Source organism: Pseudosulfitobacter pseudonitzschiae, assembly GCF_900129395.1.
Classification (GTDB): domain Bacteria; phylum Pseudomonadota; class Alphaproteobacteria; order Rhodobacterales; family Rhodobacteraceae; genus Pseudosulfitobacter; species Pseudosulfitobacter pseudonitzschiae.
The window spans coordinates 13,920-37,324 of sequence record NZ_FQVP01000005.1; the positions used below are offsets into that span (position 1 = coordinate 13,920).

Genomic DNA, 23,405 nt, shown 5'->3' on the forward strand with positions numbered 1-23,405 from the left:
AGGGCCAAATCTTACAGGATTTCGGCAATCCGGCCACAGCATCGCGGGCTTTGATCGTGTTTTGTAACAATTTCCGCGGCGCGGCACCGGGGCTGATGCCGGTGCCGCGCCAAATGTGTCAGGCTTTCTGATCGGGCGGGGTGGCTTCATCCGCCAGCGTCACCAGAACGTCGTCCAGCGATTGCACGCTGGTCTGTTTTTCGCCCAAACGCCGTACGGACAGGGTGCGCTCCTCGACCTCGCGGGCACCCACGGCCAGGATGACAGGCACCTTGCCGACCGAATGTTCGCGGACCTTGTAGTTGATTTTTTCGTTGCGCAAATCCGCCTCGGCGCGCACGCCCTTGGCCCGAAGTGCGGCGACAACTTCCTGCACATAGTCATCCGCATCCGAAATGATCGACGCCACCACAACCTGACGCGGGGCCAGCCAGAACGGCAGCTTGCCTGCGTGTTCCTCGATCAGGATGCCGATAAAGCGTTCAAAACTGCCCAAGGTCGCGCGGTGCAACATGAACGGGCGCACCTTGGCACCGTCCTGCGCGATATAGGTCGCATCCAGCCGTTCGGGCAGGTTGGGGTCGACCTGGAACGTGCCACACTGCCAGACGCGACCGATGGCGTCGGTCAGGTAAAAGTCCAGCTTGGGGCCGTAGAACGCGCCATCGCCGGGTTCCAGCGTGTAGGTGCGGCCGGTCTTGCGGATCGCCTGCTCCAGCGCGTTTTCGACGTAATCCCACGACTCTTCGGTGCCGACACGTTTTTCGGGGCGGGTGGCGAATTTGATCTCGAAGGTGGGAAAGCCCAGCTCGGCATAGATGTCGGCCAGGAATTCGATAAAGCGGGCGCATTCCGCTTCGATCTGGTCCTCGGTGCAGAAGATATGCGCGTCGTCCTGGGTAAAGCCGCGCACACGCATGATGCCGTGCAGGGCACCCGACGGCTCGAACCGCGCGCAAGACCCGAATTCGGCCAGCCGCAGCGGCAGATCGCGATAGGATTTCAGGCCCTGGTTGAACACCTGCACGTGGCAGGGGCAGTTCATGGGTTTCAGCGCGTTGATGCGGGTTTGCGCCTTGTTCTTGACCTCGGCGTCGTCGTTTTCGCCGTCACGGCTTTCGTCGACTTCAACGATGAACATGTGGTGCTGGTACTTGTCCCAGTGCCCCGAAGCTTCCCACAGCTTGCGGTCCACGACCTGCGGTGTGTTGATCTCGCGGTAGCCGCCCGCGCGTTGCTTGCGGCGCATGTAGTCTTGCAATTCGGTGTAGATGGTCCAGCCGTTGGGGTGCCAGAACACCTGACCGGGGGCCTCTTCCTGCATGTGGAACAGGTCCATCTCGCGGCCCAGCTTGCGGTGGTCGCGTTTGGCGGCCTCTTCCAGCATGTTCAGGTGCGCGCGCAGCTTTTCCTTGCCGGTGAAGGCCACGCCGTAGATGCGTTGCAGCATCTGGCGGCTGCTGTCGCCGCGCCAGTAGGCACCGGCAATCGACATCAGCTTGAACGCGTCGCCGGGCACCTGGCCGGTGTGTTGCAGGTGCGGGCCACGGCACAGATCCTGCCAGTCGCCATGCCAGTACATGCGCAGCGGCTCGTCGCCGGGAATGCTTTCGATCAGCTCGACCTTGTAGGGCTCGCCCCGGTCTTCGTAGTATTTGATCGCAACATCGCGCTCCCAGACCTCGGTGCGGACGGGGTCGCGTTTGTTGATGATCTCTTTCATCTTCTTTTCGATCTCGCCCAGGTCTTCGGGGGTGAACGGCTCGGCGCGGTCAAAGTCGTAATACCAGCCGTCCTTGATGACGGGGCCGATGGTCACCTTGGTGTCGGGCCAGATTTCCTGCACGGCGCGGGCCATGATGTGCGCCAGATCGTGACGGACCAGTTCGTTGGCCTGCTCTTCGTCCTGCATGGTGTGAATGGCGATCTGCGCGTCGGCGTTGATCGGCCACTGCAAATCCCAGTGCTGGCCGTCTACGGTCGCGCTGATGGCCTTTTTGGCCAGGGATTTCGAGATGCTTTCGGCGACTTCGGCGGCGGTGATGCCGGCATCATAGTCGCGTGCATTGCCATCGGGAAAGGTAAGGGAGACTTGGGCCATCTTGGCACTCCTCGTCAGTTTGGCGCCCACGGAACGCCCGGTTGCGGGTTATATGTGTGCCAGCCTTTTGGCGGGGCTGCGCGGCTGCGTCAAGGGGCAGGGGCGGTTGATTGTGACATCCGGGCCGACAGCAGCAGGTGCGCAAGCGCCGCGACCATTCCGATTGTCGCGGCAAGGCCCAGGGCCGACAGGCCTGCGCGCAACAGCACCCAGCCGCCGATGGCCGACCCGACAGCCGCGCCCACGTAGATGGCGGCAGCGTTCAGCGCCAGCACCACCGTGGCCTGCGACCCGGCCAGCCCGATCAGCCGCGTTTGCTGTGCGGCCATGAAGGCCCAGCCGGTCATCGCCCACACGGTCGTCAGGCCCATCAGCATGATGTCCGACAGCGGCAGCAGCGAATAGACCGGCAACAGCACAATCTGGCACAGGCACAGCGCCACCAGCGTGCGCTTCCAGCCCAGCCGGTCGGTCAGGATGCCGCTGGCCAGATTGCCGATCACGGCGCCGACGCCGGACACCGCCAGCACCAGTGTCACGCCATCGCGGCCATAGCCCATCGTCTCGCTCAGCAGCGGGGCCATATAGGTGTAAAGGATATAGGTCGCGCCAAGGAATGTGCTGGTGAACAGAACCGCAAAGATCATCCGCAGGTCGCGCAGCACTTCACCCAGATCGCCCAGCGTGATCGGCTGGAATTTCAGGCCCGCTGGCACGTGCCGCCAGATCATCACGATACAGGGCAGGGCAAGGGCGACAACGCACCAGAACCCCCAGCGCCAGCCAAAGGTATAGGCGATGTAGCTGCCCGCAGGCACACCCAGCACCTGTGCCACGCTGAACCCGAAAAAGACCATCGCCAGCACCCGTGCGCGCTGCGCGGGGGGAAACAGGGCGGCGGCGGTGGCAGCGGCCACGGGTGTAAACAGCCCCGCACCGGCCGCGGCCAGCACTCGGGCGGCATTCAGCACCGGCATCGACGGGGACAGCGCTGACAGCAGCGCGGCCAAGGCGAACATCACCAGACCCAGCGCCATCACCCGCCGCCGCCCGATGCGGCCGGTTACGGCGACCAGCACCGGCGACAGCACCGAATAGGCCAGCGCATAGACGGTCAGCAATTGTCCGGCGTGGGCAGGCGTGACGTTCAGATCGGTGCCCAGCGGTTCCAGCATCCCGATGATGATAAAGGCCCCCACGCCGATCAGAAAGTTCGACAGAGTCAGGACAGGGATCAACATTTTCGGGGGCGCTTGCATGATTTTGCTTTTGGTCCGTGGGCACACAAAGAGCAAGGCCTGCTCGCGGCGCGGGCCTTTGACGTAGCGTTGTATCGCGTCGGGGTCAGACGGGCAGGACCACTTGGCTTGTCGGCACTGGGCCACCCGCAGCTGACATCCCCAGAAGACGCAGTTCGGTGGGGACCGTATCCATATCCGCGCCCCCTACATCGACGATTTCATCGCGGTGCCGGTTTCCAGCCACGACTTCAAGGACGACGCCATGCGCGCCCAGCCTTCGGCGACGCCATCCTGACCTTTGGGGAGGTCATAGTGTTCGATGGTCAGCTTGCACATGTCCCCCTGGGGTTCGATCAGAAAGGCCATGCGCGAGGCGGGGGCGTCGGGGGCGAAGAAATGCGGCTCGAAGGTTGCCTCGATGCGGGTCTTGGGCACGACCCTTGTCGGCCGTTGGGTCAGCAGCGGGTTGCCGTCGGGCAAGAGCCACGTCAGCGTGCCGCCTTCGATGGCCTCACCTTGGACGCTGTTACACATGAAGTGATAGGCCGCCATGCTGTCGGGATCGCTGAGCGCATCCCACAGCGCGTCCTGGGTGCAGCGGATAAAGATTTGCATTGCGAAATCAGGTTTGGTCATGGTTCGTCCTTCCAAGGCCGCTTTTGAGGTCAGGACCTGCAGGCGCCGCCGGCTTGACCGGCGATGGCTCGATCCAAAGCTCTATGGCCTCCTGCAGGGGCAGCGCGTTCAGGCAATGATAATTGAATCGCCCGACTTTGCGGAACACGATCAACCCAGTGTCTTCCAGCACATGCAGATGTTTCATGACGCCAAAACGGGCCGTATCCAGTTGCCCCTGAAGGCCGGTCAGGGTCTGGTCGTCGGTGCGGCGCAAGCAGTCCAGCACTATGCGCCGCGCGGGGCAGGTTAGGGCGTTGAAGATCGTATCCATGGTCCGCTTTTAAGCGATCCTGATATCACGTGACGATATGGTAACTAAACTTTCCAGGTTGAACGTGCCGCCCACCCTGCGCAGACTGCGCCCAACACCGCACTCAAGGAGCCGCCCATGTCCGACCCGCAGTATCTGGAAACGCCACAAGGCCGTCGCATCGCCTATCATCTGACGGCGGGGGACGGCCCTTGCGTGGTGTTTCTGGGCGGGCTGAAGTCCGACATGGAAGGCACCAAGGCGGTGCATCTGGAAGCATGGTGTGCAACACAGGGGCGTGCGTTCCTGCGGTTCGACTATTCCGGCCACGGTCAAAGCAGCGGGACATTCGAGGACGGGTGCATCGGCGACTGGGCCGAGGACACGGCTGCCGCCATCACCACGCTGACCACGGGCAAGGTGATCCCCGTAGGGTCGTCCATGGGCGGCTGGCAATCGCTGCTGTTCTGCCGCGCGCACCCTGAACGGGTTGCCGGGCTGGTGACCATCGCCGCCGCGCCCGATTTCACCGAAGATGGCTATTGGGCCAGCTTCACCGAGGATCAAAAGGCCACGCTGGAGCGTGAGGGTCAGATCGCCATGCCGTCGGACTATATGGAGCCTTACATCATCACCAAACGCTTGGTCGATGACGGGCGCAATCAACTGGTGCTGCGCGATCCGCTGCCCTTGCCCTTTGCCGTGCGTTGCCTGCAAGGCACCGCCGACAGTGCCGTCAGCACCGAAACCGCCGTGCGCCTGCTGAACCACGCCGAAAGCCCCGATATGCGGCTGCTGCTGGTCAAGGATGCCGACCACCGCTTTTCCGACGGGCCGTGTCTGGGGCTGATCGAACAGGCGGTGACGGATGTCATCGCGGCGGCGTCCTGATGGCGCGCGCGCTGGGCTGGGTGTTTATGGGGCTGCTGGTGGCGGTGGCCGCACTGGTGGCCTTTGGCCCGCGCGAACCGGCACCGCTGGACATGTATTTCGACACCGCGCAGCTTGACGGCGGCGTCGCGGCGCATTTCGCACGCACCGAGGCGCGGTTTGACGATATCACGCCGGGCACCGAAAAGCGGGTGATCTGGGCCGGGGCGCCAGAGACCAAGACCGAGTGGTCGGTTCTCTATGTGCACGGCTTTTCCGCAACCTCCGAAGAAATCCGCCCCGTGCCCGACCGTGTGGCGCAGGCGCTGGGCGCGAACCTGATCTACACCCGTCTGCAAGGCCACGGACGCGGGTCCGCCGCGATGGCCGAGGGCACCGTTGCCGGCTGGATGGCCGACATGGCCGAAGGGCTGGCCGCCGCGCGGGCGCTGGGGGACAAGGTGCTGTTGATCGGGACATCGACGGGGGCCACGGTGATCACGGCGGCGGTGAACAGCCCGGTGGATATGGACGGGGTTGCGGCCGTGGTCCTTGTCTCGCCCAACTACGGCATCAACAACCCCTTTGCCCGCATCCTGACGTGGCCTGCCGCGCGCACATGGGCGCCGTGGATTGCCGGCGACACCATCAGCTTTACCCCGCGCAATGCCGAGCAGGCGAAATACTGGACCACGTCCTATCCTTCGGTTGCGACCCTGCCGATGGGCGCGCTGATCAAGGCGGTGAACGGGTTGGATCACGGGCTGTTCCTGGTGCCTGCCTTGTTCTGGTATTCCGACAGCGATCAGGTGGTGCGGGCCGAGGCCACCGACCGCATCCGCCGCCGCTGGGGGGCGGATTGGGGCACCGTGGCGACACGCGCCTATCCCGATCTGCAACCGGGTGACGACCCCAGCGCACATGTGGTGGCGGGGGATATCATGTCACCCAGCCAGAACGATATGATGGTGGCGGGCATCCTGGGATGGTTGAAGGAGATCGAATGATGGAACAGCGGATCAGCCTGATCACACTCGGCGTGCGCGACATGGCAGCACAGGCCGCATTTTACACCGCGCTGGGCTGGCAGGCGGTGGACAGCCCTGACGGCGTGACGGCCTTTGACCTGATCGGGCAGACGCTGGGCCTGTACCCGCTGGCGGATCTGGCGCGGGACCTTGGGTTGCCCGAGGATGAACTGGGGCGCGGGGCGATGACCCTGTCCTATAACGTGCGCGCCAAGGACGAGGTCGCCCCGCTGCTGGCCCGTGCCGAAGCGGCAGGCGCGCGCATTCTGAAGCCCGCGCATGACGTGTTCTGGGGCGGGCATATCGGATATTTCGCCGACCCCGAGGGGCACATCTGGGAAGTGGCGCACAACCCATTTGCGCCGCTGGGACCGGATGGCGCGTTTCAGTGGAACGGGGCCGCCTGATGCGCCCGCCCCGCAGTATGCGCGGGCTGGAAGACCTGGGGCGCGTGCGGCTGTCGAAACATTTCTTCATGCGCGATTTCCTCTATTCCGAGATCGGCAGCCTGCACGGCATTCCCACCGTGCCCGTCGATCCCGACCTGGCCATCGCCAACGGGCGGATGCTGTGCACCGAACTGCTGGACCCGCTGACCGAAACCTTTGGCCGCCTGGCGATCCGGTCGGGGTATCGGTCGCCCGCATTGAACCGCTTTGGCAACGAAAACGGGCTGAACTGTGCGCGCAACGACAATCCGATGGAATGTCACATCTGGGACCGGGCAGGCGGGGACGCGGCCATCGCGGGCACCTCGCTGGCGATCCCGTGGTTTTCAGACCGCTATGCGCAGGGGCGCGACTGGCGCGATCTGGCGTGGTGGCTGCACGACCATCTGCCCTATTCCGCGATCTGGTTCTTTCCCAAGCTGTGCGCGTTCAACCTGGACTGGCGGCCCGCACCGCTGCGCACCATCTCAAGCTATATCGCGCCACGGGGGATGTTGTTACGGGCCGGCGAAGACCCCGAGGAGGGGCCGCAAGCGCGCCGCGCGCGCTATGCCGATTTTCCGGTGTTTCGGGGGTTGGGGTTGCCTTAGGCAAGTGCTTGCCCCCCACAAGGGTTAACACTTGTGACAGGCGCGTGCATACGACATGGTGCCGGACAAACGCAGCAGCAACAAGCGCGAGACAGGCATGGCCGAACCTTTGGTTCTTCTTCCCGAGATGATGTGCGACGCGCGGCTGTACAGCGAACAGATGGCGGCCTTTTCCAACGAGATTTGCGTGACCATCGCCCCCGTGACCCAGGGCGAGCGGATCGAGGAAATCGCGTCGAACCTTCTGGACCAGTTGCCCAAGCGCTTTGCGCTGGCGGGGCTTGGCTTTGGTGCGATGGTGGCGATGGAGATCCTGCGCCGCGCGCCGGACCGGGTCAGCCGCATCGCGTTGATGTGCACCAATGCGCAGGCCGAAACGCCACAGATGGCTGCCGCGCGCGAGCCGCATATCATTGCCGCGCGCACCGGTCGGCTGGCCGAGGCCGCGCGGGGACACATTCGCGCCGAGCACCTGGCCGCAGGCGGCTATGCGGCAACTGTGCTTGCTGCCTATACCCAGATGGCGCTGGATCTGGGGGCCGAGGTCTTTGTCCGTCAGTCCCGCGCGATGCAGCGTCGCCGGGACCAGCAAAGCACCCTGCGCAAGTGCAAGGTGCCGACCCTGATCCTGTGCGGGGCTGAGGATACGCTCATGTCAGCGAAACATCACAGCTTCATGGCCGAACTGATCCCCTATGCCAGATTGGTGGTGATCGAAGGCGCGGGTCATTTGCCCCCGTTGGAGCAGCCCGAAGACACCAATGATGCACTGAGAGCGTGGATGAAGCAGCCGCTGGTGCTGCGCAGCTAGGGCAGGGGCCCGGTGCGGCCCGACCCGTTGCCGGATCGGACCAGTTCGCAAAGCGCCTTCAGGCGGCGTAGCCCAGTTTGGCCACGTGAATTTCAAACGTCGGATGCATTTCCGCGCCGATCACTTCGGGTTTGTGGTGGCGATAGATCGACCGCCAGTAGGGCTGCACGATCACGCCTTCGTCCTGCATGATCTTTTCGATCTTGGCCATGACCTCGCGGCGCTGGTCGGCATCGGCAATCGCCAGCGCGTCGCTCAGCAGGCTGTCGAATTCGGCGTTGGAAAACGCGGTTTCGTTCCAGGCCTCGCCCGAGCGGTAGGCCAGCGCCAGCACCTGCACACCCAAGGGGCGCTGGGCCCAGTCGGTGGTGGACAGCGGGTATTTCAGCCAGTCGTTCCAGAAGGTCGAGCCGGGCAGGATCGTGCGTTTTACGTTGATGCCCGCGTCGCGCAGCATGGCGGCGGCGGCGTCGGTGGTGTCCTTGCGCCATGTGTCGTCGATCGAGATCAACTCGTGTTCGAAATCGGCCATTCCGGCCTCTTCCATCAGGGCCTTGGCGCCGGCGGGGTCAAAGACGGGCGCGGGCAGTTCGGCATATTCGGGATGGATGGGCGACACGTGGTGGTTTTCGGCCACACGTCCGTTGCCCGCAAATCCCAGCTCCAACAGGACGCTGTTGTCGATGGCCATCGCCAGCGCGCGGCGCACGCGGGCATCGGCATAGGGTTTCTGGCCGTCGATCTCGGCCTCCTGGTTGGCGCGCATCACGATCGTGTTGGCGGTGACCGCTTCGGATTTGGTCCAGCCGATGTCGTCCAGGATCGGGATGAACTCGCCGATGCTTTCATAGATCATGTCGACCTCGTCGGCATCGACGGCCGCCACGATGCTGGCCTGATCGGTGCCAAAGTCCAGGTATTCGATGCGGTCCAGATAGGCACCTTCGCCCCACCACTGGTGGTCGGTGTTCTTGACCAGAACCGCCTTGCTGCCGACGTCAAAGGACTCGGGCAGGTAGGGGCCGGTGCCGATGGGGTTGTCCAGCGGGTCGCCATTGAAGGACTGGTGCACAATCGCTGCCGGATAGTCGGAAAAGCCTGCAATCAGGGTAATGTCCGGCTTGGCCGGTGTCAGCACGACGGTGCTGTCGTCCGCCACGGTGATCGCGCCCTCGCGGGCCTTGCCGCTTTCCGGGTCGACCAGCGATGACATGCGCGAGGCCATCGAGTTGCCCTCGACGCCCTTGTCACACCAGCGTTCGATGTTGAACGCCACATCTTCGGCGGTAAAGGCGTCGCCGTTGCTCCATGTCACGCCGGGGCGGATTTTCAGCGTGTACTCGGTGGCGTCGTCGTTGACCTCCCAGCTTTCCAGCAGGGCAGGCTTGAAGCTGCCATCGATCTGGTATTCGACCAGATACTCCAGATAGCCACGGGTAAAGTTCGACATCTGCGGCCAGTCAAAGGTGCGTGGATCTTTCAGCGCCTTGATCGAGGATTCAATGCGCAGCGTGCCGCCCGTCTGGGCATGGGCAGCAGCACGGACGGGCTGGATCAGGCCGAGCAGGCCATAGGCGGCACTGGCACTGACGCCCAATGCGGTGGCGCGGGTCAGGAACTCGCGGCGCGACAGGGTGCCTGCGGCAACCTCGTCTGCGTAGTCGCGTGCGGCGGGATGGATCGGTTTGGAAATGGTCATGAAACTCTCATCTGTTCTCGTGAAGAGCCAAAAGCGATGCGTCACAATAAGGCGCAGCCACTCCGAACGCGGTCATCGCGCTCTGTCGTCGTGTTCCATGAAATAGGTTAAAAGTGACAATTTCAACAGAAACGGCCCTGTAAAATGAAAAGCGCCCCACCGGTGTCAGGAGGGGCGCCTTGTCAGGTCAGGACAAATTGTCAGTGCGGCTTCAGACCGGTTGGTCCGTGGTTCCGTTCTTGCGCAGGGCTTTGGGCGTCGCATCCGGCTTTTTGCTGGTGTTCGCTGCCGCCTTGGAAGGCGCCTCGGTGCCGCTGTTCTTCGAGATGAATTCCAGCACCATCGGGCGGATGTTGTTGCGCCAGCTGCTGCCTGCGAAAATGCCGTAGTGACCGGCGCGGGGTTCCACGTGGCTGGCCTTTTTCGAATCCGGCAGGCCGGTGCACAGGTCCAGCGCCGCGATGCACTGGCCGGGGGCGGTGATGTCGTCCTCGCCGCCTTCGACCGTTTTTACGGCAACCGTGGTGATCTTGCCCATGTCGACCTGACGGCCCGCGACCACGAATTCGTTCTTGGCAATCTCGTGGTTCTGGAAGATGCGTTCGACCGTGGACAGGTAGAATTCCGCGGTCATATCCATCACGGCAAGGTATTCGTCGTAGAATTCGTTGTGCTTGTCGTGGTCCGACGCTTCGCCGCGTGCGGCGCGCGAAATCTGGTCGTTGAACGCCTTGGCGTGTTTGTCCGCATTCATCGAGATGAACGACGACAGCTGCAACAGGCCGGGATAGACCTTGCGGCCGACACCCGCGAATTTGAAGCCGACGCGCTGGATCATCGCCTTTTCAAGCTGGCCCATGGTGACCCTGTGGCCGAAATCGGTGACTTCGGTTGCGGCCGCACCCGGATCGATCGGCCCGCCGATCAAGGTCAGGCTGCGCGGTTGGGCTTCGGGTTCTTCTTCGGCCAGATAGGCGGTGGCGGCCAGGGTCAGGGGCGCGGGCTGGCACACGGCGATCACGTGGGTGTCCGGTCCCAGATGTTTCATGAAGTCGACGAGGTACAGCGTGTAATCCTCGATATCGAACTTGCCCGCGCTGACGGGGATGTCACGCGCGTTGTGCCAGTCGGTGATATAGACATCACAGTCGGGCAGCAGCGAAATCACGGTTTTGCGCAGCAGCGTGGCATAGTGGCCCGACATGGGGGCCACCAGCAGCACGGTGGGCTTGTCTTCGCTGTGGCCCGGTACGTCAAAGTGGATCAGGTCGCCAAAGTCGCGCTCGACGACCTTGCTGATCGACACGATGTGATCCTTGCCGTCCTTGGCGGTGAAATGTGGGATGTTCCAGTCAGGTTTCACTACCATACGCTGGAAGCTACGTTCGGTGACTTCGCCCCATGCACGCATCCATTCGAATGCAGGGTTTGGGATCATGGAAAAGGCAGGGTATGATCCCATTGCAAGGGCCGAAGCGCCAAGCCATTGATTCGTCGTTCTGATTGTCTCCATCAGATCGTATGTGGCCATGTTACGCATTTCGGGTCTCCTGTTTCTGCCGGGTGTGCCCGGCGCAGTCGTCGCATAGCCTCCCCGAAGTCGGCGACGTGATAAAGGGTAGAATACTACATAATGCTGCAACTGCAAAGTACGAGGTTCGTTTCACTATGACAACAAAAGACGCTACATCTGGTGAAATGTCCGGGGAAACCCTCGATAAATTGACAGAAAACCTTTCCAAAGTGGATGAACTGCGCGAACGCCTGTCGCGGGTCATGACGCAGCGCAGCACACATAACGCTGCGTTAGACGGCCCGAATCAGGAGCTTTTCGGCAAGGCCGCGACCGCCTATTGGCAGGATGCGATCCACAATCCGGCGAAGCTGATCGAACAGCAGATGGGATATTGGGCGAAAACCATGGCCCATTTCGTCGAAGCGCAGCAGGCATTGACACAAAAGGGCATGTCGGCCCCGGAAGACACCGGCCCCACGGACCGCCGCTTTGCCAACCCGATGTGGAACCATCACCCCTATTTCAACTTCATCAAGCAACAGTATCAGATCAACTCGGCGGCCTTGCTTGAGGCGGTGAACAACGTCGAGGACATGGACCCCGCCGAAAAGCGGCGGCTGGGCTATTTCACCCGCCAGATCGTCGACCTGATGAGTCCCACCAACTTTCTGGCCACCAACCCCGACGCGCTGGAAAAGGCCGTGGCCACCGAGGGTCAGAGCCTGATCGACGGGCTGGAGAACCTGATCAAGGATCTGGAAACCAACAACGGTGAACTGGTGGTGAAACTGGCCGACGAACAGGCCTTTGACATCGGCAACAACATTGCCACCTCGCCGGGCAAGGTGGTGTTCCGCAACCGTATGATGGAGCTGATCCAATACAGCCCCAGCACGGACGAGGTGCACGCCACACCGTTGATCATCTTCCCACCCTGGATCAACAAGTTCTACATTCTGGATCTGAAGGCGCAGAACTCGCTGGTCAAATGGATCGTGGATCAGGGCTATACGCTGTTCATCGTATCGTGGGTGAACCCCGATGCCTCCTACCGCGAGGTCGGTCTCGAGGCGTACATCGAGGAAGGCTATATCACCGCCATCGAAGAGGTGAAGAAGATCACCGGTCAGAAGCAGGTCAATGCGGTGGGGTATTGTATTGCCGGCACAACCCTGTCGATGACCCTGTCGATCCTCAAGCAGCGGGGCGACACGTCGGTCAAATCCGCCACGTTCTTTACCGCGCTGACGGATTTCAGCGAACAGGGCGAATTTGCCCCCTTCCTGACCAACGATTTCGTGGATGGCATCGCCGCCGAGGTCGAGGACAAGGGCGTGCTGCCATCCGTGATCATGGCGCGGACCTTTTCGTTCCTGCGCTCGAACGACCTGGTCTATGCGCCTGCGATCCGCAGCTACATGATGGGCGAAACGCCCCCGGCCTTTGACCTGCTGTTCTGGAACGGGGACGGCACGAACCTGCCCGCCAAGATGGCGATGCAATACCTGCGTGGCCTGTGTCAGGATGACCGGCTGGCCCGTGGCGAGATGGAGCTGTTGGGGCACAAGCTGTCGCTGGCGGATCTGGAACTGCCCATTTGCGCCATCGCTTGCGAAACCGACCACATCGCCCCGTGGAAGGACAGCTTTCGCGGCGTGCAACAGATGGGGTCCAAGCAAAAGACCTTTGTCATGACACAGTCGGGTCATATCGCGGGGATCGTCAATCCGCCGTCGAAGAAAAAATATGGCCACTATACCAACACCGACCTTTCCGGAGATCATGCCGCATGGCTGGAGGGCGCGCAGTTCCATGAGGGCTCGTGGTGGCCACGCTGGGGCGCATGGTTGAAGAAGCGGTCGGGCAAGCTGGTTTCTGCACGTATGCCGGGTGATTCTACGCATCCCGTCCTGTGCGATGCGCCCGGAACCTATGTGTCGAACAAGCCAAAGGCCTGATTTTCCCCGAGAATTACGCTAGGTCAGCTTTTTTTGCTGCAATGCAGCATTTTACTTGCAATGCCGCAGTGCAGCATCTATATTGATGTCAGACGCCAAACGCGGGGATGCCCCGCAACCAAACGCCGAATGCGGGGATGCCCCGCTTTGCAACCCGAAAGGACAAGTACAATGGCCAAGACACAAGATATGACCGCGATGTTCAAAGACATGATGGGTGCATTTCCCGTCGACACAGCCGCGATGGAAGACGCTTTCAAATCCGCAACCACACTGAACGAAAAACTGTCCGGTGTTGCCCTGGAAGCAGCCGAGAAATCCACCGAAGTGTCCAACAAATGGACCAAGGAAACTCTGGCCAAGCTGGCAGAAATGTCGAAAGCGAAATCCGAGCCCGCAGACTATGCCAAAGCGATGACCGAATTCGCGTCGTCCACAGCCGAGTTCGCAGCCGAAAACATGGCCGCCTTTGCTGAAATCGCCAAAAAAGTTCAGATGGATACCGTTGAACTGATGATGGCCGCTGGCAAAGACATGAGCGAAGAAGCTCAGACAGCGATGAAAAAAGCGACAACAGACGCTCAAGCGGCTGTGAAAAAAGCCACAGCGAAGTAATTCGTTTCAAATAACCGCGCGATTTCCTCCCTGTCATTCGCGGTAAATCAGGGTGGGTTCCGAAAGGGACCCGCCCTTTTTTTGTGCCGCACCGCCTGACGGGCTTCAAACCGGTCCGGGCAGGGGGGCACTTCACCGCAATTTGATGATTTCCTTTCCATTTCTGATTTCGCCCCCTAAGCTGCATTGCAGCACGTAGTCTGGGAGGGTTATTCCGTGACGACCAAAGACAAGCCATTGCTGATCAAGCGGTACGCAAGCCGCAGGCTGTATAATACCGAAACGTCTGATTATGTGACGTTGGAAGATATCTCGGGGTTTATCCGCGACGGACGCGAGGTTCAGATCGTCGATCTGAAGTCCGGCGACGACCTGACGCGGCAATATCTGTTGCAGATCATTGCCGAACACGAAAGCCGTGGCGAAAGCGTTCTGCCGGTGGATGTGTTGAATGACCTGGTGCGCAGCTACATGGGTGGCAACGCCAGCGTGGTGCCGCAGTTCCTGGAAGCATCCTTTGAGATGTTGCGCAGCGGCCAGAGCCGTATGCTGGAAAACATGGGTGCCATGAACCCGATCGCCAAGATGCCCGGCCTTGAGGCGATGCAGAAACAACAGGCGGCTTTTGTCAAAGCGATGACAGGCGGCATTGGTGGTCTTCCGACCAACTGGTCCACCACGCCGCAGATGGACACGCCAGAGGACGACGTTGACGACGCGCCCGGCGAAGATCTGGATGCGATCAAGAAACAGCTGGCCGAGCTTCAGGCGAAGCTGTCAAAGTTGAAGTAACGCGCAGGCTGCTGTCCTGCGTGGTCTTGTCCATGCAAAAAAGGCGGCCATCGAGGCCGCCTTTTTCGTGGTCCGTGAGTGTGGTGGTAATCTCAGGTCCCGTAAGCGCGTGTCTCGCCAAAGGCTGTTTCGGCTGCACCCAGCAGGATGTCGGCGACGGCGTCATGTTCGGCGCGTGTCAGGTGCACGGGCAGGCGCACGTCACAGGCACGCATCAGCATCGCGCGTGTCTGCGGCAGCTCGGGCAGGTCTTTGATGAATTTCCAGTTCCAGAAAGCGCGGGCGTTGTCGTCGCTCAGGCCAAACACCTGAACGGTGACGCCCTGTGCCTTGGCCGCGGCGACAAAATCCAGAACCTGCGCGTCCGATACGCCTTGGACGTTGAACTGGATTGAATCCGGTGCGCGGGTTTCAGGGGCCATCGGGGCGGGCACGTCGATCCATGCGCTGGTGTTCAACTGGGCCGCAACATAGTCGTGGCCTGCCAGACCGTCGGTGACGCGGCGCGCCAGCTCGGGCAGCTGCGGGCGGATCACGGCGGCACTCAGGTTGCCCATGCGCAGGTTGTACAGGGGCAGGGTGTTCTGATGGGTGGCAAAGGCCTCTTGCAGAACCGGGTGTTTTTTCCAGTTGTGCTCGTACGCGCCCGACATGATCACTGCGCGCGCCACAAGGTCGGCATCGTCCGTGATCAGAATGCCGCCTTCGCCTGCGTTGATCATCTTGTAGGACTGGAACGAGAAACAGCCGATGCGACCCAATGTGCCGATTTTGCGCCCGTGCCACAGTGTGCCCAGCGAATGTGCGGCGTCTTCGATCACCGGAACGCCTGCGGCGTCGCACAGGCCCATGATCGCATCCATGTCTGACGTGTGGCCGCGCATGTGGCTGACGATCACGGCGCTGACGGTCGGCAGTTTGGCTGCGAAATCGTGCATGTCGATGCGATAGTTGTCGCCCACTTCACATAGCACGGGCAGGCAATCGGCGTGCAAAACGGAAGAGGGGACAGCGGCAAAGGTAAATCCGGGGATCAGCACCCGCGCATCGCGGGGCAGGTCCAGCGCCTTGAGCGACAAGAACAGCGCCGCCGAACAGGACGACACGGCCAGCGCGTATTTGCTGCCCATCATCTGTGCGAACTCTGCCTCAAGCAATGTGACGGGCGAGTCGGATGCAGCGGTGTAACGGAACAGGTCGCCCGATTGCAGAAGCCGGTCAATCTCGGCCTTTGCGGCCTCTGGGATCGGCTCGGCGTGATGCATGTTTGGCAGGGACATATTTGTGTTTCCTTAACTGCGGTTTTCAATTTCGTAAAACAGTTACGCAGAAAAGGAAACGCTTTTGTGACGGGGCACCCGTTTTCGGCGGTGTTGTGCAGTTTTCAAACGATGCGTGAAGGGGCGCGTCAGATGCCCAGACGGTCGCGCAGCGCGTACCATGTCATCGCCAGCGCCAGCAGCGGCGCGCGCATGGCCGGGCCGCCGGGGAAGGGCGTGGTGGGGATCGCGGCCATGGCGTCGAACCCGTCGCTTTGCCCCTCGATCGCCAGTGCCATCAGTTGCCCCGCGTGGGTGGCGGTGCCCAGCCCGTGTCCCGAATAGCCCGAAGCCGACAGGATGTTCGGCGCAATCCGCGCCAGATAGGGCAGGCGTTTCATCGTGATGCCCAGCGTGCCGCCCCAAGCATAGTCGATGCGCACATCTTTCAGATGCGGAAACACCACGGACATGGGCCCGCGCACCTTGGACGAAATATCGGCGGGGAATTTGTAGCCATAGCTTTCGCCGCCGCCGAACAGCAGGCGGCCATCGTGGCTGAGGCGGAAGTAGTTCACGACAAAGCGGCTGTCGGCCACCGCCACGTCTTGTCGCAACACGTCTTTGGCCGCTGCGCCCAGCGGTTCGGTGGCCGCGATGAAATTGTTGATCGGCATGACCCGCGCAGCCGTCTTGCGTTCCAGTCCGCCCAGATAGCCGTTGCAGGCCAGCACCACGTGATCGGCGACGACACGGCCGCCGTCGGTGCGCACCGACGCCTTGGTTCCGTGGTCGATGTGCTGGGCGGCAGACCCTTCGAATATGCGCACGCCTGCGGCCTCGCAGGCCCGGGCCAGTCCCAGCGCCAGGTTCAGCGGATGCAGATGCGCCGCGTCGTGGTCCAGAATGCCACCGCAATAGTCGGGAGAGGGGCAGACTTCGGCGGCAAAGCTGTCCGCGTCAAATGTCTCGATCTGATAGCCGTAAACCCGGTCCATATGCGCGGCATAGTCATGCAAGCCTGCGACGTCGCCCTTGTCCGAGGCGCTCCACGCGACGCCGGGTTTCAGGTGACAGTCGATCTGGTGCCTGGCGATCAGCCCCTTGACCAGGTGCTTGGCATCCTCGCCCAGATCCCACAGCGTGCGCGCGGCCTCGATCCCCAGCATCTTTTCCAGCTTGGGTTGCTCGACCCGCTGGCCCGACCCCAACTGCCCGCCATTGCGCCCGGACGCGCCAAAGCCCACGCGCTGCGCGTCGATCAGCACCACGTCACGCCCCGCTTCGGCCAGATGCAGTGCTGCGGAAAGCCCGGTGTAGCCGCCACCAACCACACAGACATCCGCCTTGGTCTCGCCTTTCAGTGGCGCAAAGGGGGGCAGGGTGTTCGCGGTCGCGGCATACCAGCTGTCAGGGTAGGCCCCCAAGGTGTCATTCGCGTAAAGCAGGTTCACTGGGGCTGCATTCCTTCGAAGGTTCAAAAAGCCCCCCGGAGAACCGGGGGGGCAACACGCGTTAGGCGTTCAGCAAGAGGTGCTCGCGTTCCCACGGGCTGATGACTTGCAGGAACTCGTCATATTCGGCGCGTTTCACGATGGAATAGACGCGGCCAAAGTCGGGCCCCAGCACTTCTTGCAACGCGTGGGCGGCGTCGAACCCTTCCAGCGCCTGACCCATGTCGCGGGGGATGTCGCCTTCGCCTTCATAGGCATCGCCCTTGAACTCGGGCTTGGGCTGGGTCGCTTCGATCAGGCCCAGATAGCCACAGGCCAGCGAAGCCGCGATGCCCAGATAGGGGTTGCAGTCCATGCCCGCGATGCGGTTCTCGACCCTGCGCGCTCCGGGTGAGGACAGTGGCACGCGGATGCCCGTGGTGCGGTTGTCGCGGCCCCATTCCAGGTTGATCGGTGCGGCGTGGTCCTTCACGTACCGGCGGTAGCTGTTCACATAGGGCGCCATCACGGCCAGCGCGTCGGGCATGTGGTTTTGCAGCCCTGCGATGAAGTGATAGAATTCGGGCGTTTCGGCCCCGTCGGCGTCGGAAAAGATGTTCTCGCCGGTTTTCAGGTCCAGCACCGAATGGTGGATGTGCATGGCCGAGCCGGGTTCCTGCGCGATGGGTTTGGCCATGAAGGTGGCGAAACAGTCGTGACGCAGGGCCGCCTCGCGGATCAGCCGTTTGAAGTAGAACACTTCGTCGGCCAGCTTGATCGGGTTGCCGTGGCGCAGGTTGATTTCCAACTGGCCCGCGCCGCCTTCCTGCGTGATGCCGTCGATCTCGAACCCTTGGGCCTCGGCGAAATCGTAGATATCGTCGATCACGGGGCCGAATTCGTCGACGGCGGTCATCGAATAGGCCTGACGCGCCGCGGCCGGACGGCCCGAGCGGCCCATCATCGGTTCGATTTCCTTGGCAGGGTCGATGTTGCGCGCCACAAGGTAGAATTCCATCTCGGGGGCCACGACCGGTTTCCATCCCTTGTCGTGGTACAGTTGCACCACGCGGCGCAGCACGTTGCGCGGGCTGAAAGGCACCGGCACGCCATCGCGGTCATAGGCGTCGTGGATCACCTGCAACGTCCAGTCGCCGGTCCACGGGGCGGCGGTGGCCGTGTCCATGTCGGGGCGCAGGATCATGTCGCGTTCGATAAACCCGTCTGCGCCCGCTGCTTCGCCCCAGTCACCGGTGATGGTCTGGAAAAAGATGCTGTCGGGCAGGTGGAAGTAATCCTGCCGCATGAATTTTGACGCAGGCACCGCCTTGCCGCGGGCAATGCCGGGCAGGTCCGAGACGATACATTCCACCTCGTCCAGACGCCGCCCCTCGAGATAGGCCTGCGCCGCTTCGGGAAGGTCTTCCAACCAGCTTTCGTCGGCCATTATGCTCTCTCTTTCTTGAAAAACTCGGCCATGAATGTGCCGATCTCTGAACTGTTGTCCGCGTCGTTCAAATGCGAACTGGCGTCCTGCAGCTGTGCATCCGGCACCACGCCCTTGCCGCGATAGCGGATCAGCCCGTCGATCACCTTGCTGTCAAACTCGGGGTGGGGCTGGATGGTCCAGATGCTGTCGCCATAAAGCAGCGCCGCCGTGGCGCAGAAATCGCTGGCCCCGACCACGCGGGCGCCGGGGGGAACCTCGACCACCTGATCCTGATGCCAGGCGTTCAGGGCCATCTTGGCCCCGTGAAGGTCGTATTCCGTACGCCCCACCGACCAGCCGCCATCGTATTTCACCACCTTGCCCCCCAGGGCTTGAGCGATGATCTGGTGACCAAAGCACACGCCGATCAGCGGTTGGCCCGCATCGCGGATCTGGCGGATGAAATCTTCGAGCGGGGGAATAAAGGGCAGGTCTTCGTATGCGCCGTGTTTCGAGCCGGTGATCAGCCATCCGTCGGCGTCGTGGATGCTGTCGGGGAATTTCATGTCCACCACGTCGAAGGTCACGAATTCCAGATCGTGCCCCCCAAGCAAGCGTTGGAACATCGCGTCATAGTCGCCGTGGTCTTTGTATACTTCCGCTGCGGCGTGGCCGGTTTGCAGAATGCCGATCTTCATGAGTCACCTGATTTGATCAAATTTCCGCAGGGCGACGGGTGTCGCCCTGCGTTGGAGTAAAGCCTACACGGTATCGAGGTAAACTTCGACCCGCTCTTCCGGGGTCAGCTCTTCCATGTATTTTGCCTCTTGGCGCTTGGTCATCGTAAAGTTGCGGATCAGGCCGGGGGCAAAGATGCGCGCAATCTCGGGGCTGGCTTCAAAGGCGTCTATGGCCTTGGTCCAGTTGGCGGGCACCTGCGGCAGATCCTGATCATAGCCGTTGCCGGTGATCGGCGCAGGCGGGTCGATCTTGTCTTCCAATCCGTTCAGCGCGGCACCCAGAACGGCGGCGACAGACAGATAGGGGTTCACGTCGCCACCCGCCTGACGGTGTTCGATCCGCCGCGCGGCAGGTGCGCCCGAGGGCACGCGAATCGCCGCTGTGCGATTTTCGTAGGCCCAGGCCACGCCCGTGGGCGCGTGCGCGCCGGGCACCAGACGGTCAAAGCTGTTGTGATGCGGCGCAAAGATCAGGGTCGAGCCGGGCATCGCCGCGAGACAGCCCTGGATGGCATGGCGCAGCGCGTCCGAACCCAGTTCGGTGCCGTCGTCAAAGATGTTCTTGCCGTTCTTGTCGAGGATCGAGAAGTGCATGTGCAGGCCCGAGCCTGCGTAATCTTCGTAGGGTTTGGCCATGAATGACGCGGCAAAACCGTGTTTGCGGGCCATGCCGCGCACCAACATCTTGAACAGCCACGCATCATCCGCTGCCTTCAGGGCGTCGGGCTGGTGCATCATGTTGATTTCGAACTGGCCCAGACCGGCCTCGGAAATCGCGGTGTCTGCGGGAATGTCCATCAGGTCGCAGGCGTCGTAAAGCTCGGTAAAGAACTGGTCGAACTGGTCCAGTGCGCGCAGGCTGAGGATCTCGCCGGCAACACGGCGTTTGCCCGAGCGGGGCGATACAGGCACCCGCAGGTCACGGCCCGAATCGTCGATCAGGAAGAACTCAAGCTCGACCGCGACCACGGGCGTCAGCCCCAGATCGGTAAACCGTTGCTGCACGGCGGCCAGCGCATGGCGCGGATCGCCCTCAAAGGGGCGGCCATCCTCGTGGAACATCCAGATCGGCATCAGCCCCGTGGGCGTGTCCAGCCACGGCATCCGCACGAATCCGCGGTTGGTGGGTTTCAGCACGCCGTCGCGGTCACCGCTTTCCATCACCAGCGGGCTGTCGTCGATGTCTTCGCCCCAGATATCAAGGTTCATCACTGACATTGGAAAACGGGTGCCGTCTTCGATCACCTTGTCGGCAAAGCGCACAGGTACACGTTTGCCGCGTGGTTGTCCGTTCAGATCAGATGCCGCGACGCGGATCGCGCGAATGTCGGGGTTGGATTTCAGCCAGTCGTCCATGGGGTGCTCTCGGTTTATTCTGCCCATGAATATCTCTGCGAAGGGTGTAAAGTCTACGAAATTTGATCAAAAGTTTTCGCAAGCTTCGAAAAACCCCTTATCCGACCAATTTCAGAGCAGTGTCATCTGATCAAATTCATGCGCATTTTGAGCCGTGGCCGCGTGTTTGCAGGCAGGTGCCGGTTCAGATGCCGGTTCACAAGCCCGAACAATGAGACGATGACCAGCGTCAACAGGATGAAATATCCCGCAAGGATCGGATAGGGCACGAAAGGGTTGAACGTCTTGTCAGCGAAATAGCTCGCGTAATAAAGAGCGTCGCCACGTTGCTGCCAGGCAGGAAAGCCGCTGAAGAACACCAGTGTCGTGGCGTGAAACAAAAAGATCGCCTCGTTCGTGTAGGCGGGCCAGGCCAGCCGCAGCATGGTCGGCCAGACGATGCGTCGGAACCGGGGCCAGCCGGACATGCCATAGGCATCGGCTGCTTCGGTGTCGCCCTTGGGGATGGATTGCAGCGCGCCATAAAAGATCTCGGCCGAGTAGGCGGCGGTGTTCAGGAACAGCACGATCAGCGCGCCCAGCCATGCAGCCGTGAAGTTGCCAAAGAAGGGATAGCTGCTCTTGAGCGACAGAAACAGGAAGTAGGCAAAGAAGAACTGGATGAACAGCGGCGAGCCGCGGAACAGGAAGATGAACCATTCGGCAGGCTTGCGCAGCGCTGCGCGCGGTGACGCCTTGGCCACGGCCAGGGCAGTGGCCATGAAGAAACCGGTCAGCAGGGCAAAGACGCCAAAGTAGATGTTCCAGATCATGCCCGAACCGATCAGGGTGACCTGCTCACACAAGGTAAAGTCGGACCGGGGCAGCAACCGTTCGCCAAAGCCCAGCGACCGGAAGGCGTAGGACTGGATGGTGTCGATACAGCTCATGCCGCTTTCCTTTGGGCTTCGCCGCCGGCTGTGGCCTGTCCCAATGTCAGCCGCGCCATCAGGCGACCCAGCAGGGTTTCGGACACTTTGGTCATCAGCAGGTAGAAAATCAGCAGCGCGAGGAAATACCACATGCGCCAGTCGCCATGCGGGTAGCTGGTGAATTTCGAGGTCTTGGTGCCACCCAGTTCGCGCGCCCAATAGACGATGTCCTCGATCCCCAGCAGGAACAGCAGCGGTGTCGCCTTGATCAGCACCATCCACAGGTTCGACAGGCCGGGCAGGGCAAAGACCCACATTTGCGGCACAAGGATGCGCCAGAAAGTCTGGCGCTGGGTCATGCCATAGGCCTCGCCGGTTTCCAGTTGCGCGCGGGGCACGGCGCGCATGGCGCCGAACAGCACGTTGGCGGCAAAGGCGCCGAACACGATGGCAAAGGTGATGACCGCCAGGCCAAAGGCATAGGTTTCGTGCATCCACTCCGGGCTGCTGCCCAAGGGCAGCTTGGCCGCCTGACACACAATGAAATCGTTGCCCTGGCGCACCGGCTGGTCCCAATCGGGGCACAGGATGCGGTGGCGGGTGTATTCGAACAGCTGATCCAGCGCGATCACGAAGAACAGGAAAAACGCAATGTCCGGCACGCCGCGCACGATGGCGATATAACCTTTGCCCAGCCATGACAGGGGGGCAAAGCTGGCGCGGGCAGCCATGGCCCCCAGAAAACCAAAGGCCAGCGCCACGGGGGCGGTGACCGCCAGCAGGCCCAGCACCTTGAGAAAGGACAGGTAGAACGACAGATGCACCCCTGTTGTCAGAAAACAGGAGAGCCAGGTCAGTCCGCCCAGTGTCGATGGATCAGTGCAATATGAAAACATGGGTGTTCAGGGCGGGGGAGTGATCCCGCCCTGATGCTTTATCAATAGGTTGCGGTTTCGTCGCCGAACCACTTTTTCAGAAGGGTGTTCAGCGAACCGTCGGCTTTCATCTCGGTGATGACCGCGTCGAATTTTTCTTTCAGCTCGGTGTCGCTTTCACGCAGACCCATGCCGATGCCGCCGCCCAGGGCCACGTCTTCGCCAACGAACACCAGTTCGCCGTTCGACGCTTCGACCAATGGCACCAGATAGTCACGGTCGGCGAACACCGCGTCCGCTTCACCGTTGCGCACGGCGGCGACGGTTTCTTCGGGGGTTGCGAATTCAACCAGTGTGGCACCGCTTTCGGCAATGTAACCGGCCTGAATGGTGGCGGTCTGTGCCGCCACGATAGCCTCTTTCACATCCACACCTTCGGCTGCGGCGACATAGGCCGACTCGGTGGGGGGGAAGTAGTCCTGGGTAAAGTCGATGACTTCGTCACGCTCGTCGGTGATGCTCATGCCCGCCATGATGGTGTCGTAGTTGCCCGACACCAGGTTCGGGATGATGCTGTCCCAGTCGTTCTTGACCCATTCACAGGTCAGTTCGGCGCGTTTGCACAGCTCGTCGCCCAACTCACGCTCGAACCCGTCGACTTCACCGGCGTCGTTGATGAAGTTATACGGAGGGTAGGCGCCTTCGGTGCCCATGCGGATGGTCTTGTCCTGGGCGATGGCAAAGGTGGCGCTAACAGCCAGCGCGGCGGATGCAAGGATGATCTTTTTCATGATTAACTCCCGT

22 protein-coding genes are annotated in these 23,405 nt (G+C 61.7%); 8 read left to right on the plus strand and 14 right to left on the minus strand.

Annotation, left to right across the window (positions count from 1 at the left end; all coding sequences use genetic code 11):
* Positions 1 to 118 precede the first annotated feature (118 nt).
* The 4 genes from thrS to BUC08_RS24945 form a co-directional block, all read right to left on the minus strand.
* A complete protein-coding gene (thrS, locus tag BUC08_RS14655) occupies positions 119 to 2,101 on the minus strand; it encodes a threonine--tRNA ligase (protein ID WP_037926250.1) in 1,983 nt (660 codons plus the stop codon).
* Between the two features lie 89 nt (positions 2,102 to 2,190).
* On the minus strand, positions 2,191 to 3,342 hold the full coding sequence (locus BUC08_RS14660) for an MFS transporter (RefSeq protein ID WP_159436696.1): 1,152 nt from the start codon (positions 3,340 to 3,342) through the stop codon (positions 2,191 to 2,193).
* A 204-nt stretch (positions 3,343 to 3,546) separates the two neighbouring features.
* Positions 3,547 to 3,978, minus strand: a complete 432-nt coding sequence (locus BUC08_RS24940) for an SRPBCC domain-containing protein (RefSeq protein WP_037926245.1) — start codon at positions 3,976 to 3,978, stop codon at positions 3,547 to 3,549.
* Positions 3,965 to 4,291: an ArsR/SmtB family transcription factor gene (locus tag BUC08_RS24945; protein ID WP_037926240.1), complete on the minus strand. Its 327-nt coding sequence runs from the start codon at positions 4,289 to 4,291 to the stop codon at positions 3,965 to 3,967. The genes BUC08_RS24940 and BUC08_RS24945 overlap by 14 nt, the downstream gene beginning before the upstream one ends.
* Positions 4,292 to 4,408: 117 nt before the next feature.
* On the opposite strand from BUC08_RS24945, the gene BUC08_RS14670 reads away from it, so the two are divergent.
* The 5 genes from BUC08_RS14670 (at position 4,409) to BUC08_RS14690 (ending at position 8,018) form a co-directional block, all read left to right on the plus strand.
* On the plus strand, positions 4,409 to 5,161 hold the full coding sequence (locus BUC08_RS14670) for an alpha/beta fold hydrolase (protein WP_037926237.1): 753 nt from the start codon (positions 4,409 to 4,411) through the stop codon (positions 5,159 to 5,161).
* Positions 5,161 to 6,147 carry an alpha/beta hydrolase gene (locus BUC08_RS14675; protein WP_037926234.1) on the plus strand — a complete coding sequence of 329 codons (987 nt, stop codon included), beginning with the start codon at positions 5,161 to 5,163 and terminating at the stop codon, positions 6,145 to 6,147. The genes BUC08_RS14670 and BUC08_RS14675 overlap by 1 nt, the downstream gene beginning before the upstream one ends.
* Positions 6,147 to 6,575: a VOC family protein gene (locus BUC08_RS14680; protein WP_037926231.1), complete on the plus strand. Its 429-nt coding sequence runs from the start codon at positions 6,147 to 6,149 to the stop codon at positions 6,573 to 6,575. Before BUC08_RS14675 ends, BUC08_RS14680 begins: the two co-directional genes overlap by 1 nt.
* Before the next feature lie 17 nt (positions 6,576 to 6,592).
* Positions 6,593 to 7,207 (plus strand): hypothetical protein, encoded by a 615-nt coding sequence (locus BUC08_RS14685; protein ID WP_037926437.1) that lies wholly within the window; start codon positions 6,593 to 6,595, stop codon positions 7,205 to 7,207.
* Positions 7,208 to 7,304: 97 nt separating this feature from the next.
* Entirely contained in the window at positions 7,305 to 8,018 is a 714-nt protein-coding gene (locus tag BUC08_RS14690; RefSeq protein WP_037926433.1) for an alpha/beta fold hydrolase, read from the plus strand.
* Between the two features lie 58 nt (positions 8,019 to 8,076).
* Here BUC08_RS14690 and BUC08_RS14695 read toward each other — a convergent pair whose 3' ends face one another.
* Positions 8,077 to 9,717: an ABC transporter substrate-binding protein gene (locus BUC08_RS14695; protein WP_037926228.1), complete on the minus strand. Its 1,641-nt coding sequence runs from the start codon at positions 9,715 to 9,717 to the stop codon at positions 8,077 to 8,079.
* Between the two features lie 211 nt (positions 9,718 to 9,928).
* Positions 9,929 to 11,257 carry a polyhydroxyalkanoate depolymerase gene (gene phaZ, locus BUC08_RS14700; RefSeq protein WP_051694327.1) on the minus strand — a complete coding sequence of 443 codons (1,329 nt, stop codon included), beginning with the start codon at positions 11,255 to 11,257 and terminating at the stop codon, positions 9,929 to 9,931.
* A gap of 128 nt (positions 11,258 to 11,385) precedes the next feature.
* On the opposite strand from phaZ, the gene BUC08_RS14705 reads away from it, so the two are divergent.
* The 3 genes from BUC08_RS14705 to phaR all read left to right on the plus strand — a co-directional run bounded on the left by BUC08_RS14705 (position 11,386) and on the right by phaR (position 14,598).
* Positions 11,386 to 13,191 (plus strand): PHA/PHB synthase family protein, encoded by a 1,806-nt coding sequence (locus tag BUC08_RS14705; protein WP_037926225.1) that lies wholly within the window; start codon positions 11,386 to 11,388, stop codon positions 13,189 to 13,191.
* 171 nt (positions 13,192 to 13,362) lie between these two features.
* Positions 13,363 to 13,806 (plus strand): phasin family protein, encoded by a 444-nt coding sequence (locus tag BUC08_RS14710; protein WP_037926223.1) that lies wholly within the window; start codon positions 13,363 to 13,365, stop codon positions 13,804 to 13,806.
* A 216-nt stretch (positions 13,807 to 14,022) separates the two neighbouring features.
* Positions 14,023 to 14,598, plus strand: a complete 576-nt coding sequence (phaR, locus tag BUC08_RS14715; protein WP_037926221.1) for a polyhydroxyalkanoate synthesis repressor PhaR — start codon at positions 14,023 to 14,025, stop codon at positions 14,596 to 14,598.
* Positions 14,599 to 14,690: 92 nt separating this feature from the next.
* Here phaR and BUC08_RS14720 read toward each other — a convergent pair whose 3' ends face one another.
* From BUC08_RS14720 to BUC08_RS14755, 8 genes are all read right to left on the minus strand, one after another.
* Positions 14,691 to 15,878 (minus strand): DegT/DnrJ/EryC1/StrS family aminotransferase, encoded by a 1,188-nt coding sequence (locus BUC08_RS14720; protein ID WP_037926219.1) that lies wholly within the window; start codon positions 15,876 to 15,878, stop codon positions 14,691 to 14,693.
* A gap of 128 nt (positions 15,879 to 16,006) precedes the next feature.
* Positions 16,007 to 17,311: an NAD(P)/FAD-dependent oxidoreductase gene (locus tag BUC08_RS14725; RefSeq protein WP_037926217.1), complete on the minus strand. Its 1,305-nt coding sequence runs from the start codon at positions 17,309 to 17,311 to the stop codon at positions 16,007 to 16,009.
* A 61-nt stretch (positions 17,312 to 17,372) separates the two neighbouring features.
* Positions 17,373 to 18,737, minus strand: coding sequence for a glutamine synthetase family protein (locus tag BUC08_RS14730; protein WP_037926214.1), 1,365 nt, complete (start codon positions 18,735 to 18,737; stop codon positions 17,373 to 17,375).
* Positions 18,737 to 19,417, minus strand: a complete 681-nt coding sequence (locus BUC08_RS14735) for a type 1 glutamine amidotransferase (RefSeq protein WP_037926211.1) — start codon at positions 19,415 to 19,417, stop codon at positions 18,737 to 18,739. The genes BUC08_RS14730 and BUC08_RS14735 overlap by 1 nt, the downstream gene beginning before the upstream one ends.
* A 63-nt stretch (positions 19,418 to 19,480) precedes the next feature.
* On the minus strand, positions 19,481 to 20,815 hold the full coding sequence (locus BUC08_RS14740; protein ID WP_037926208.1) for a glutamine synthetase family protein: 1,335 nt from the start codon (positions 20,813 to 20,815) through the stop codon (positions 19,481 to 19,483).
* A 122-nt stretch (positions 20,816 to 20,937) separates the two neighbouring features.
* Positions 20,938 to 21,744, minus strand: coding sequence for an ABC transporter permease (locus BUC08_RS14745; protein ID WP_037926206.1), 807 nt, complete (start codon positions 21,742 to 21,744; stop codon positions 20,938 to 20,940).
* Entirely contained in the window at positions 21,741 to 22,622 is an 882-nt protein-coding gene (locus BUC08_RS14750; RefSeq protein ID WP_037926204.1) for an ABC transporter permease, read from the minus strand. Before BUC08_RS14750 ends, BUC08_RS14745 begins: the two co-directional genes overlap by 4 nt.
* 41 nt (positions 22,623 to 22,663) lie before the next feature.
* Positions 22,664 to 23,392: a transporter substrate-binding domain-containing protein gene (locus BUC08_RS14755; protein WP_037926200.1), complete on the minus strand. Its 729-nt coding sequence runs from the start codon at positions 23,390 to 23,392 to the stop codon at positions 22,664 to 22,666.
* Positions 23,393 to 23,405: the final 13 nt, after the last annotated feature.

Bases quoted from the DNA above. Each gene is read 5' to 3' on its own strand.
- thrS (WP_037926250.1), bottom strand. From the start codon at position 2,101: ATGGCCCAAGTCTCCCTTACCTTTCCCGATGGCAATGCACGCGACTAT.
- BUC08_RS14660 (WP_159436696.1), bottom strand. From the start codon at position 3,342: ATGTTGATCCCTGTCCTGACTCTGTCGAACTTTCTGATCGGCGTGGGG.
- BUC08_RS24940 (WP_037926245.1), bottom strand. From the start codon at position 3,978: ATGACCAAACCTGATTTCGCAATGCAAATCTTTATCCGCTGCACCCAG.
- BUC08_RS24945 (WP_037926240.1), bottom strand. From the start codon at position 4,291: ATGGATACGATCTTCAACGCCCTAACCTGCCCCGCGCGGCGCATAGTG.
- BUC08_RS14670 (WP_037926237.1), top strand. From the start codon at position 4,409: ATGTCCGACCCGCAGTATCTGGAAACGCCACAAGGCCGTCGCATCGCC.
- BUC08_RS14675 (WP_037926234.1), top strand. From the start codon at position 5,161: ATGGCGCGCGCGCTGGGCTGGGTGTTTATGGGGCTGCTGGTGGCGGTG.
- BUC08_RS14680 (WP_037926231.1), top strand. From the start codon at position 6,147: ATGGAACAGCGGATCAGCCTGATCACACTCGGCGTGCGCGACATGGCA.
- BUC08_RS14685 (WP_037926437.1), top strand. From the start codon at position 6,593: ATGCGCGGGCTGGAAGACCTGGGGCGCGTGCGGCTGTCGAAACATTTC.
- BUC08_RS14690 (WP_037926433.1), top strand. From the start codon at position 7,305: ATGGCCGAACCTTTGGTTCTTCTTCCCGAGATGATGTGCGACGCGCGG.
- BUC08_RS14695 (WP_037926228.1), bottom strand. From the start codon at position 9,717: ATGACCATTTCCAAACCGATCCATCCCGCCGCACGCGACTACGCAGAC.
- phaZ (WP_051694327.1), bottom strand. From the start codon at position 11,257: ATGCGTAACATGGCCACATACGATCTGATGGAGACAATCAGAACGACG.
- BUC08_RS14705 (WP_037926225.1), top strand. From the start codon at position 11,386: ATGACAACAAAAGACGCTACATCTGGTGAAATGTCCGGGGAAACCCTC.
- BUC08_RS14710 (WP_037926223.1), top strand. From the start codon at position 13,363: ATGGCCAAGACACAAGATATGACCGCGATGTTCAAAGACATGATGGGT.
- BUC08_RS14720 (WP_037926219.1), bottom strand. From the start codon at position 15,878: ATGTCCCTGCCAAACATGCATCACGCCGAGCCGATCCCAGAGGCCGCA.
- BUC08_RS14730 (WP_037926214.1), bottom strand. From the start codon at position 18,737: ATGGCCGACGAAAGCTGGTTGGAAGACCTTCCCGAAGCGGCGCAGGCC.
- BUC08_RS14735 (WP_037926211.1), bottom strand. From the start codon at position 19,417: ATGAAGATCGGCATTCTGCAAACCGGCCACGCCGCAGCGGAAGTATAC.
- BUC08_RS14740 (WP_037926208.1), bottom strand. From the start codon at position 20,815: ATGGACGACTGGCTGAAATCCAACCCCGACATTCGCGCGATCCGCGTC.
- BUC08_RS14745 (WP_037926206.1), bottom strand. From the start codon at position 21,744: ATGAGCTGTATCGACACCATCCAGTCCTACGCCTTCCGGTCGCTGGGC.
- BUC08_RS14750 (WP_037926204.1), bottom strand. From the start codon at position 22,622: ATGTTTTCATATTGCACTGATCCATCGACACTGGGCGGACTGACCTGG.
- BUC08_RS14755 (WP_037926200.1), bottom strand. From the start codon at position 23,392: ATGAAAAAGATCATCCTTGCATCCGCCGCGCTGGCTGTTAGCGCCACC.